At 37.2% G+C, this 11566-nt stretch carries 10 protein-coding genes; all 10 read right to left on the bottom strand.

Going from position 1 to position 11566, the window contains the following annotated elements:
* Positions 1-105: 105 nt before the first annotated feature.
* Positions 106-1113 carry a LacI family DNA-binding transcriptional regulator gene (locus tag KJS36_RS09525; RefSeq protein WP_213536682.1) on the bottom strand — a complete coding sequence of 336 codons (1008 nt, stop codon included), beginning with the start codon at positions 1111-1113 and terminating at the stop codon, positions 106-108.
* Positions 1114-1158: 45 nt separating this feature from the next.
* Positions 1159-3351 carry a TIM-barrel domain-containing protein gene (locus KJS36_RS09520; protein WP_213536681.1) on the bottom strand — a complete coding sequence of 731 codons (2193 nt, stop codon included), beginning with the start codon at positions 3349-3351 and terminating at the stop codon, positions 1159-1161.
* A 2-nt stretch (positions 3352-3353) separates the two neighbouring features.
* Positions 3354-3947: a DUF624 domain-containing protein gene (locus tag KJS36_RS09515; RefSeq protein ID WP_244842903.1), complete on the bottom strand. Its 594-nt coding sequence runs from the start codon at positions 3945-3947 to the stop codon at positions 3354-3356.
* 109 nt (positions 3948-4056) lie between these two features.
* On the bottom strand, positions 4057-5565 hold the full coding sequence (locus tag KJS36_RS09510; RefSeq protein ID WP_213536679.1) for a glycosyl hydrolase family 28 protein: 1509 nt from the start codon (positions 5563-5565) through the stop codon (positions 4057-4059).
* Between the two features lie 68 nt (positions 5566-5633).
* Positions 5634-7199: a type 2 periplasmic-binding domain-containing protein gene (locus KJS36_RS09505; protein WP_213536678.1), complete on the bottom strand. Its 1566-nt coding sequence runs from the start codon at positions 7197-7199 to the stop codon at positions 5634-5636.
* A 69-nt stretch (positions 7200-7268) separates the two neighbouring features.
* Positions 7269-8171 (bottom strand): carbohydrate ABC transporter permease, encoded by a 903-nt coding sequence (locus KJS36_RS09500; protein WP_213536677.1) that lies wholly within the window; start codon positions 8169-8171, stop codon positions 7269-7271.
* Positions 8172-8186: 15 nt separating this feature from the next.
* Positions 8187-9131, bottom strand: coding sequence for an ABC transporter permease (locus KJS36_RS09495; RefSeq protein WP_244842897.1), 945 nt, complete (start codon positions 9129-9131; stop codon positions 8187-8189).
* 267 nt (positions 9132-9398) lie between these two features.
* Positions 9399-9791: a 30S ribosomal protein S9 gene (gene rpsI / locus KJS36_RS09490; RefSeq protein ID WP_109245895.1), complete on the bottom strand. Its 393-nt coding sequence runs from the start codon at positions 9789-9791 to the stop codon at positions 9399-9401.
* A gap of 18 nt (positions 9792-9809) precedes the next feature.
* Complete coding sequence (rplM, locus tag KJS36_RS09485) at positions 9810-10256, bottom strand: 50S ribosomal protein L13 (RefSeq protein WP_109245894.1); 447 nt, start codon at positions 10254-10256, stop codon at positions 9810-9812.
* Between the two features lie 145 nt (positions 10257-10401).
* Positions 10402-11529 (bottom strand): alanine racemase, encoded by a 1128-nt coding sequence (gene alr / locus KJS36_RS09480; RefSeq protein ID WP_213536676.1) that lies wholly within the window; start codon positions 11527-11529, stop codon positions 10402-10404.
* Positions 11530-11566: the final 37 nt, after the last annotated feature.

The raw sequence follows: 11566 nt of genomic DNA, 5'->3' as shown, positions 1-11566 counted from the left end.
TCAAGAATTAAGCACGCATTTTTGATTTTTTTTCCCTTGCTGTTCGTCTATTGGCTTCAAACACTGATATAGCTGGAAGAATGGATTTAAAAAAGTCATAGAAAACTATGACTTTTTTATTTTTTGTACACTATCTCGTTCAATCAGATAAGAATTTGAATAAAAATCACTGCTTGTTTCTTGGTTAATTGACATAATTAGTTTTTTCATTGCAATTTCTCCTTTTTCCACTTGGTCAATCGCAATCGTCGTTAATTTGGGAGAAACAAAATCACAAAATTCAGCATTATCTACCCCAATAATCGAAACATCTTTAAATATTTGATTAAGTTTGACTGCTAAAATATCAGCCGTAGCATAAATAGCGCTAAAAGGTTGCGCCATCAGATAGGGCTTCACACTTTGTAAGACATCTTGATAGTTCGGAGTAGGTGTGGTTGCTACTAAAAATTGACCACTACTTTTTTGGGCAAAATATTTTTTAAATGCAGAAAATCTTTTTTCAATAACACTCGGTGCAGAATCAAAATCAAAACTACAGAACAAAATATTTTCGTGTCCTTGCTTCACCAGATAATCTACGGCTATTTTGGAAACTTCGTCTTCGTCTGTTCCAACAAAATTTCGTGCTTTTTCTGAGTTTATTGTTATTCTTTTGCGGTAGGTATCTACATAAGTTACCGGCACAAATATGTTTTTATCAACTTGAGAAAAGTCATAACTACTCACACCAATCATGATAAAACCAGCAAATGTCCAATTCCTTTGCAAAACTTCAATATCTTCTGCCTTGTCTATTGAACGAATCATTGTGAAATATCCATACTTATTCGCAACATTTTCAATCCCAGTAAGGATTGACGACACAAATGGATCAGTAAAATCTGTATAACTTTCTTTACTATAAAAAAGTACACCAATTAACTGAGAAGAACCCGTTCTTAGATTTGACGCATTCTGATTTGGAACGTAATTATACTCCTCAACTAGCTTTAATATTTTTTCTTTAGTTTTTATAGATACTTTTGCATTTTTACCATGAATAACATTCGAGACAGTCATAACTGAAACGCCTGCTAATTTTGCAATTTCTTTTAACGTGATTTTTGCCATAACTAGACCTCTGTATATGCTCCATTATACATAAATCTATTTTCTTTATCTACTGCTATAAAGTATTTCAAACAAAGAATCTTGTAATTCTATATTATTTAGTTGTTTGATATATGCCACTTTTTTATTAAAATCAGATATATTCGATAATTTTTGATAAATCGTATCTTTTTCATCATAAGGTAATTCAGCAATATCTAGTCGTCTAAATAGATTTTTTTGAAAATCCCAGTCAAACTCTTGAATATAGCTCGTTAAATCCAGCGAAAAATCTCCAGATAAAGTTGTTATTTCATGTCCAGCATAAATTATCGTGTGTTTTCGAGATGTTGGATTCTTTTCTGTTAAGTTCAAAATCCCTTTGTCAAAGGTAACCGTCGTTTCATTGTTATCTTCAACTAAGCAATAGTGTCCTTCCCCTTGTGGGAAAATTTTCCATATCATTTCTAAAGGTATTTCTTCACGTAACATTGGATTTTTGTCTAATGGGATAATCGCTCCAGCTTTTACAAAAACAGGAATTTCATCTATTTCTCTGTAAATTTTGAGTTCAGTATCTCCTTCGTATTTTTCACCAGTGAAAAAGTCATACCATGTTCCTTCGGGCAGCCACACATCTACTTCACCCATTTGCAATTCTGGGTTAATTTTATGAGTAATTGGTGCAACAAGCATGCCCCCACCAAATAAATATTGATTTTTGTGGTTATATGCTTCTTCTTGTAGAGGATAAGCATAGTACATAGGCTCAACGAGTGCTTTTCCTTTTGTAGCTGTTTCAATATTTGCCGTGTAAAGATAAGGAATAAGAGAATGACGCAAGCGCAAGAATTTTTCCATAGCTTCTTCTACGACTTTGTCAAAATGCCAAGGTTCTTTACTAGTAAACTCTGATTTCGATGAGTGCAAACGATTAATAGGTGAAAAAACACCGTATTCTAGCCAGCGGAGACTTAGTTCAGCATCTTTCCCGCCGTGCATATGTCCACCAATATCATGACTCCACCAGGTATATCCGATATTAGATGCCGTACTTGTGAAATAGGGTTGAAAATCGAGGCTATCCCAAGAAATCACAGTATCCCCAGAGAAGCCTAAAGGATAACGGTGACTGCCTGGCCCTGCATAACGACTCAAAATAATATTGTTTTGAGAGAGTTTTTGTGCATCTTTGTATTGATAATGATTGAGTAGCCAAAGTGGGTCAACACCTGTTGAGGAAACAGCTCCTTGTTGCCAATCAAGCCACCAAAAATCAACACCATCTTTTTCAAGTGAACCATGAACATCTTCAAAATAAGATTTACGAAAATCAGGATTGTTAAAGTCAAATTTTGCAGGTTCTTCGAGTTCTTTATTGAGATGAAGATGTTCGGCAACTTTCGGATAATCATCTTCAAAGGCACGAATACCATCTGCTGGGTGGTCATTCAATGTAACTTTTAATTTTTTATCATGAAGTTGCTGGATAAATTCTTTCGGATGAGGAAAAAGTTTTTTATTCCACGAATAGCCTGTCCAACCTGAGCCATATTTAGTCGGAACCTCTGCTACTTTGTGCCAATCCATATCAATCACCGAAACAGATAATGGGACTTTTTTATCTTGAAACTTATCCATCAAAGCCAAATATGACTCCTGCGAATATTCATAATAACGACTCCACCAATTTCCAAGAACAAAGCGTGGAAGCTGAGGTGTATTTCCTGTTAAATGATAATAGTCTTTCAATGCTTGACGATAGTTTCTCCCGTAAGCGAAGAAATAAATATCAATGTCTGAGCGATGATAATTTTTTACATCTCCTTTATCATTCATTTCCCAACTATTATCCGTCAAAATTGCAAAGCCATTTTTAGACATAATGCCATCTTCTAACTGACATTCACCGTCAATCGTATCTAGGGTTCTTGTTGTACCTCCGAGATTACCATCAATCTTTTCTCCAAAATACCAGCGATTTGAATACACGCTAAAAGCAAAACGTACATCAGCATACAAACTGCCTTTAGTAAAAGTTCCACCTGTATAATAAAGATGCACAGCATCTGTTAAAATTTCTATTGAGTTTTCTTTCTTGATGATGTCAAACTTCACTGGAGAAAATTCTCTATTTTGAACGATTTGTGTTTTGTTATCTTCAAAATCTCCTGTCTCACTATACTCAATGCGGATTAAATTTTCCGTTAAAATTTCAAAACGTGCTTTATCAAATTTTATTATTCTATTTTCTTCCATTCTTAATTCCGTTCTAATTTATCAAATACCTGTTTTATCATTACACCTGAAAAATAGTTCATAAAAGCAAAACCACCAAAAGTAAATAAGTAAATCATGGTAAGTAGCGCTACTGGACTGGACAAGGCAAAGTACACAATGAAGCTATTATAAATCACTAAAAATACTGTCTGAAACAAGTGTTGTAAGCTTAATCCTAAGACGTTTTTTACGGCGACTTGCAGCTTATCTTGATAACGTCCAATATAAGCAAAAAGATAAGAGACTTCAATAGCTAGAAAGATAACTGCCAAAATGGTTACCACACCAAACAAGAAGGATAAGGCTATAAACAAATGCCCTAACAAACGAAAATCTAGGAAAAAGAGCAGCCCAAGTGCGACGATTATCAGCCAAGCGATAGTAGATTGTTTGAAATTACTTTGAAAAATCCTAAAATAATTTGCTATCAATCGTTCATCTTTCTTACGTAAAATATTTTGAATACTCGTTTGCAACGCGCACAAACTAGCGCCTATCGTAATTAAGGGAATACTTGTTAGGATGAACAATGTATTTAAAATAATTAGGTTTGCTATGAGCGCTAAAAACCGCATGGGTGGACTATCTAAACTTAATAATCTTTTCATCTTTAATACCTATAAATAGTAAGTCAGAGACTTAGGAGGACATCTCTGGCTTATTATAACATTTCTAGTAAAGCAGTTATTTGCTTGGAGAGAAATACGGTGAATTTTTATCACTTACTTGTCTCGCAAGGTTCGCCTCATTGATAACGCTCGTAAAATTAAGAGCTTGCTTTTTAAAATAAATATTTTTTAGCTGAATGTTCTTCATTTGAGATTTGCCACCACTGTCTTCATTGAGCAGACGTAATCCACAAGACGATTTTTCACCAGCAAGTACCCAAACATCATCAACCAAAACATTTTCAATGGAACGATTACCATCATTATTTGTCCACGAAGCATCTCCGCCCATATCTTCAGAGTTGCCATTATCAAAATCAATCAAATAAGGCCAACCTCCCCCTTCACCATGCATTCCTGAAACACCCATTTGTGCGTCTTCTAAAACAATATTTTTGAAAGTCACATTTGAAATGCTACAATTATCCGCATTGTGAATCGAAATCGGTGCTTTATGGAAAGCGTGCAGCACATCAATATTTTCAAATCGTACATTGGATAGTTTCATTGAAGTGAGAGGGTTACCTTTATTGGTTTCAAAGCCAAGCTCCATCGACTGTGCTAAATCTGTCCATATTAGACTGTTGGTTACTTTGATATTCTGTGTATCCGTGTTTGTGTAATTTTTCAGAACAATGCTATCATCCCATGAACGAACAAATGAATGATTGATTGTTACATCTTGTGAGCTTTGAATAGTGATGCCGTCACTATTATCACGACAAGAAATAATCTTCAAATTGTGAATAGCAACTTGTCTGCTGTTATAGAGTTGCACAACCCAATCGTTGGGGTCAAAAATATTGATGCCATCAATCGTGACATTGTCAGCATTTGGAACATTGATAGCTGGCGGACCACCTTGTGTTAAAATACCTCGCCCTAGCAATTTTGAATCAGAAGCCATCGTTACTGGTCCATCTATAACAGAACCAGCTGCAAGATAGACTGTTTGTCCTTGTGCAATATTAAGTGGTCCGTCAACTCGTCCTTTAATGACTTTTGCACCTGCTGGAATTTTTTGCTGTGGCGGATTAGCAAAGATTAAAAGGTCATTATTGATGGGATTACCATTAATCTCTACGGAATACTGTCCCCACTTTTTGAGGGTAAAGAAAACCGTTTTTCCTTTTATTTTTGTGTTTATACCAGCTGTTGTCGGTCTTACTTGGACAGATTTTACAGCTTTAGGATAAACAATGGCTACTGTAATCTTTCCTCTCATGTCAAAAGTTGCGACGGCTGCTTTTTTCAGTAAACTATCATCGGTTGGATAATTTCGCTTTGGATTTGTATTGACACTGTAGAGTTGAAGGGCTCGAGTCTGTTTAGCATCTTGAACATAAACTTTCATTCCTTTAAATTCTTTCATCCCCTTAGCAAATGGATACGTGGTTATTGCTCCATTTCCTTTTCTTCCACTCTGTAAGGGTGTTTGATGTCGGTTTAACATCAATGTGCCTCCTGCAATCAATAACAACAAAACAATTATTATTGAGATGATAAGTTTTCTATGGTTTTTCATTGTTTGCTCCACAGAATCTTTTTATAAAGTTCAGTCAGAACGATGATGCTCTGACTGAAAACTATTATTTACTTTTTCAATTCTTTTTCGTAACGGTTGTAAGCCTCGTTTTGAATCTTCATGAATTTTTGAAGTCCCATAGCATTCAATTTATTCACATAAGCTTTATAAGAAGCGTCAGTCAAGCCACCTTTTGTAACCCATTTTGCTTCTTGTTGTGTGGCGTAAGAATTGATGTCAGGTAAAAGTTGAGCCATTGTTGTCAATTCTGCATTTGTATAAGTAACATTTGGATAGGCAGGCAAAGCATATTTCTTATATTTTGCATCCATTGCTAATTTTTGAGCATCGCCATTTGCTGAATCTTGGAAAGTGACATCTTTATTTGATTTTGTCCAAGTCTTAGGACCAAAATCACGCAGAGAATCTACCCAAGCTTGTGTATCTGCTGTTGTACCTGCTTTTGGTTTTAAAACTTCGTAACCTGCGCTTGTTTTCTTTGTGGCAACACCAAATTCTCCATAAGTATTTTGGATTGAAGCGTCGTTAGTATAGAATTTATCTACCCATTTCATCAAGGCTTTTACATTTTTAGCTTTTGTCGTTACCATAAATTCATTACGGTTTTCATTGTAATGGTCTGGATCTGAGAAAACATAAGCTTTGCCATCAGAGCCTTTAAGCGGTGGCAAGGCGACATAATCTTTGGCATTTGCTCCAAAGGTTGCATCAGCTGTCCAGCCAGCAGAAACACCAACGACTTCTGTTTTTGCCATCAGGTTAGCTTGAGTTTGTGTTGCGTCTTCCGTGTACATCTGAGGATCAATCAATCCTTGAGAATAGGCTGTATGCATGGCTTGAATACCTGCTTTGTAACGGTCATTAGTGTAAACAAAGGTTGGTTTACCATTCCAGAGCGCAACATCATTTGGCTGAACGTCTGATTCTAGGTTGCCAAATGGTAAAATATAGGCAAATGTTGGATTGACATTACCCGGTGCATAAGGAAGTTCATCTGACTTACCATTACCGTTAGGGTCTTCTGTTTTGAATGCTTGCAACACTTTTACAAATTGTGCATAAGTCGTTGGCATTTGTAAACCAAGTTTATCCAGCCATTTTTTGTTGATAAAGAGTTGGTTCGCAATCGTTGGGCGCACTGGTTCGTTCTTTGGGAGAGACCAAATCTTGCCGTCGGGACTTGTAATCATGGCTTTTAGGGCTGGATTTTCTTTGAGTGCTTTGGTCAAGTTGGGCATATCCGTTTTATTGATATATTTATTTAATGGGATAAAGTCTGCTTGATTTTGAGCAATTTGTTGGTCTGTAAAGGCTATTGAACCCATGAAAGCATCTGGGAGGTCGCCTCCTGCCATCATGGTTGACTGTTTATCTGTCCAGTTCGCATCCAAATAAACATTCCATTTGACATTGATGCCTGCTTGTTTGGCTAGTTTATTGGGGAATTTTTCAAAAGTTGTTCCCCAGTCAGACCAGCGGACAGTTGCTACGGTAAAGTTTTTGTTTCCTGCGTCAGCTTTCTTTGATGAATTGCTTCCACAAGCAGACAAGAGCGTAACTGCTGCAAGAATTGATGCTGCGCTGGCAGCAACTTTGAGTGTACGATTTTTCATTAGTAATCTCCTTAGATTATTGTATTAAACAACTATTTTTTAATAGTTGAGCTGAAAGCGAGGTTCAAATCATTCTTTGATTGCTCCAATCATAACACCTTGATTGAAGTATTTTTGTAAGAAGGGGTAAAGACACATAACTGGTAATGTTGAAACAACGATAGAAGCATATTTCATCATATTTGCCGTTTGTTGGAGTTGTTGTGCTACATCTCCTGTTGCTTGTGATTGGAGAGTTTGATTAGTAATCAATAATTGTCTCAAAAGTAATTGCAAAGGTTGTAGATTTGGGTTTGATAAGTAAATCAAGGCGTTAAACCAAGAATTCCAGATTCCGACTGCTGTCCAAAGCCCAATAACTGCTAAAATTGCTTTGGATAAGGGAAGCACAATTTGCACAAAATAGCGAATAGTGCCTGCGCCGTCCATCTGGGCAGCTTCCCATAATCCTTCGGGAATAGATTGTTGGAAGAATGTTCTCGCAACAATGATATTGTAAGAAGAAACTGAGAAAGGAATAATCATGACCCAAATCGTATTGAGAAGTCCAAATTGTTTCGTCACTAAGTAGATGGGAATCAAACCACCTGAGACAAACATCGGAATGACATACATGAGTGCAATCCAACGTCTGCCAAATAAATCTTTTCGCGTCAAGGCGTAACCGACAGGAATATTGACAAAAAGAGCAAACGCTGTTCCTGCAACAGTATAAAAAATCGTATTAAAATAGGAGCGCCAAATGAGTGGCTGGTAAAACAACGTTGTGTAGCCTTTTAAATTGATTGATTTTGGTAAAAGCCAGACAGCTCCTGATGCAACATCTTGCGGATTGGAAAAGGAGGCGATAATGACAAACCACAAGGGATAGATGATTACCAAGATAAGGAGGATTGAAAGAACAACATTCATAAAATCAAAAACTTTTTCTGACTTACTTCTAGGTTTTCTCTTCTTTTTTTCTTTTTTCATGCTATGCTCCTTTCTTTAAAATAAGCCAGTATCTGTCAAACGGCGGGAAAGGAAATTCGCTGTGACGAGAATAACGAGATTGATGACCGTTTGAAAGAGGTTGATTGCTGTGGAATATGAATATTGGAATGATTGTAAACCGACTTTGTAAACATAGGTCGAAATAATTTCACTTCCTGATAAATTCAGTGGATTTTGTAAGAGCAAGACTTTTTCAAAGCCGACATTGAGAAGTTGTCCGACTGCCATGATGAGCATAATCATGATGGTTGGTAAGAGTAATGGTAAATCAATCTTGATGATACACTGAAGCCTTGTTGCTCCATCCATCGTTGCTGCTTCATAATAGGTGGGGTCAATCGCAGAGAGCGCTGCAAGATAGATAATAGAGTTCCAACCAATATTTTGCCAAACATCTGACCAGACATTTAAGCTGGCAAAAGAATTGGGATTGGCGATAATATCTGGCATTTTGAGATTGAAAACCTGAAGAAGATTGGCAACAAGTCCCGTTTGTGGTGAGAGAAATAAGAGGAGCATTCCTGCCATTACCATGGTTGAAATAAAGTGAGGAAGATAGGTTGTTACTTGAAAAAATTTCTTGAATACTTGATTACGTAGCTGGTTGCAAAGCACTGCCAAGATGATGGGTAATGTGAATCCAAAAAGTAAGCCGTAAATGGCAATCTTTAAGGTATTGAGGATAGTGGGCCAAAACATATAAGAGCTAAAATATTGCTGAAACCACTTCAGTCCAACCCAAGGACTTGCCCAAATACCAAGTGACGGTGAATAGTCTTTGAAAGCCATCAGAAGTCCATACATTGGGATATAGGCAAACATGATGAGTAAAATGGTGGCAGGGGCGAGTAAAAGGTAAAGTGACGCATTATGTTTTAGTTTTTCTGTAAATAATTGATTTTTACCTTGTCCACTCCTTTTTTGAGTAGTCATTTCCATTGAGTATCTCCTGCTTTTTTCTTTGCTAGGAATATTTCTCTTGTACTTTGTACAAGAGAAAGGCTAGCCTTTCGTTGTTTAGATAAGCATTGTTTTTAGGTAGGTTTAACGTTAAACTTTGTGATTTTATTTTACCGCTTACAAAAATGTTTGTCAAGGCTTTTCTGAACGAAAGCTTAAATTTAATCTATTTTTAACAAAAGAAAACTTAAAGAAACAAAAAAGCACTCGCCGAAGCAAGTGCTTGAAATGATAAAATGCAATATTTTAACGTTTTGAGAATTGTGATGCTTTGCGGGCTTTTTTGAGTCCGGCTTTTTTACGTTCAACCATACGAGCGTCACGAGTCAAGAGACCTGCGCGTTTCAATGCTCCACGGAAGTCTGGGTCAACTTCGAGCAATGCACGAGCGATACCATGACGGATAGCTCCTGCTTGTCCAGATACACCACCACCGTTGACGTTTACGAGTGTATCGTAAGCACCTTCAGTTTGTGTAGCTGCAAATGGTTGGTTGATAACCAAACGCATATCTGCGTGTGGAATGTAATTTTCTACATCGCGGTTATTTACAGTGATTTTACCAGTGCCAGGTACGAGACGTACACGTGCAACTGAGTTTTTACGACGGCCTGTGCCGGCATATTGTACTTGTGCCATTTTGTTCGTTTCCCCCTATTAGATAAGTCCTGAGATGTCAAGCACTTCAGGTTGTTGTGCTGCGTGTGTGTGTTCTGCACCTACAAATACTTTAAGTTTCATGCCTTGAGCACGTCCCAAAGTGTTGTGTGGAAGCATTCCTTTAACTGATTTTTCAATCAAACGAACAGCATTTTTATCACGGAGTTCACCAGCTGTGATAGAAGTCAATCCACCAGGGTAAAGGCTGTGTTTGTAATAAATCTTATCTGTTGCTTTTTTACCAGTTAATTTGATTTTTTCAGCGTTAATAACGATTACGAAATCGCCTGTATCTGTGTGAGGTGTGTATGTTGGTTTGTTTTTGCCGCGAAGTACGCTAGCAACTACTGCTGACAAACGCCCAAGAGGAACATCAGTCGCATCAACAACGTACCATTTGCGGTCAACGTTTTGAGCGTTAGCCATGAATGTTGTTTTCATCATTTTAGTTGTTTTTCCTTTTACTAGAATTTGTTTACAGGCAGCCATTCCTTAGCTGTCAAGATATTTTTGGGTTTCCGGGGCCACAAAAATGGGGTAAACAATACCGTTTATCATGATAGCATATTTTTGCTTCATTTGTCAAGTATTATTTTTTATAAATCCTGAGAACTCGCGGAGAAATGCCGAGAATAATTTCTGCGCCAATCATGTTGGCTTTTTTCGCCCAATCTTCTAGTTTTATTTGATGTTCATGCTCTTTGCCGATTATCGTTACTTCTGTGCCAAGTGCTACTTTTTCTGGGAGAGCGATGAGAGCTTGGTCCATTGAAATTCGTCCGATAATTTCTTGAAACTCGCCATTTACTAGAACTTTTCCTCCTTGAAAACTTCTACGAAAACCATCTGCGTAGCCAATTGGCAATGTGCCTACCCACATTTCTTGCTGTGCTATGAATGTTGCACCGTAGGAGACGCTCATGCCAGGCTGGAGCTTACGCACTGAGATTATCCGCGTTTTCCAAGTAAATGATGGCTGTAAAATTAAGCCATCTGGTAGGTCAGTCAAATCGGACATGTTGTAACCGTAGAGAGCATTTCCTATACGGAGAATGTCCGTTGGGAGTTCGTCTTTATGCCAGACTGAAGCTGGTGAGTTTGCGAGATGCCAATAGTTTTGAGAAATTTGTGCTTGTTGCATCATGCTTATAAACTGTTCTTTTTGTTTGAGAAAATGTTGGTCAGAATTTTTTTCGTCTGCACTGGCAAAATGTGTGTAAACACCTGTTAAGTCTAAGTTTTTACTGTGTTGGATATACTGATATAAATCTGTCAATTCTTGTATATTTTGTACTCCAATGCGTGCCATACCTGTATCAACAGCAATTTGGATAGAAAATTTTTTGACAGTTCTGTCAAAAAATAATTGCGCTTCTGCGGACTTCAACCAGTCCAAATTGTCAATCGTTGGTGTAAGTTGATAGTGTAACATCAATGGTACTTGGCTTGCTTCTTGGACAGATAAGAGCAAAATTTCAGTATCAGCTGGTAAAGTTTGGCGCAGTTGAATCCCTTCATCAATAGTTGCAACGGCAAATCGGCGAACTTGATTATCTTCGTAGAGCTTTTGAGCAACTTTTTGAGCGCCATGTCCGTAAGCATCCGCTTTGAGAACGGCAATCATTTCACGCGCACTCGTCCATTTCATGATAGTTTTAGCATTCTGGGAAATTGCTTCTAAGTCAATCGCTAGCCATGTTGGTCGTGTTAAATTCATTCTTTTATTATAACCCATTTTTTAAAATATTTGATGA

The sequence above is a fragment of the Lactococcus nasutitermitis genome (genome assembly GCF_018403765.1).
Classification (GTDB): domain Bacteria; phylum Bacillota; class Bacilli; order Lactobacillales; family Streptococcaceae; genus Lactococcus; species Lactococcus nasutitermitis.
Note: the sequence above shows the minus strand (reverse complement) of the source record. Positions and strands in the feature narration are given on the sequence as shown.